Origin of the sequence: Rhodobium orientis (genome assembly GCF_003258835.1) — a bacterium.
GTDB classification, from domain to species: Bacteria; Pseudomonadota; Alphaproteobacteria; order Rhizobiales; family Rhodobiaceae; genus Rhodobium; species Rhodobium orientis.
In genome coordinates, this window is the sequence record NZ_NPEV01000221.1 from 1 (window position 1) to 243 (window position 243).

Consider the following 243-nt stretch of genomic DNA (forward strand, 5'->3'; position numbering starts at 1 on the left):
AAGACCTTCAGCCGCTAACACAAGCGCCCAAACCATAAAGATATCAAACACGCCCAATATGCTTTTATAAGGCTCGACGGCCGAAAAAACATCGTGCAAAGATGTAAACGAAGTCCCTTCCGGCACATTCGCAAAACGATATACTGTATTGTTTATCACGTCGCCAATGATTTTGGCAAAGCCTACAAAAGACGCCAACGAAAACATCGTCACAAAGTTTGTTTTTCCGCCCCCTATTGTCGC

Annotated in this window: 1 protein-coding gene; it reads right to left on the reverse strand. The window is 44.4% G+C overall.

Going from position 1 to position 243, the window contains the following annotated elements:
- Positions 1-243 (reverse strand): hypothetical protein (locus CH339_RS25930; RefSeq protein ID WP_210207419.1); only part of this gene is annotated, 243 nt, incomplete at both ends.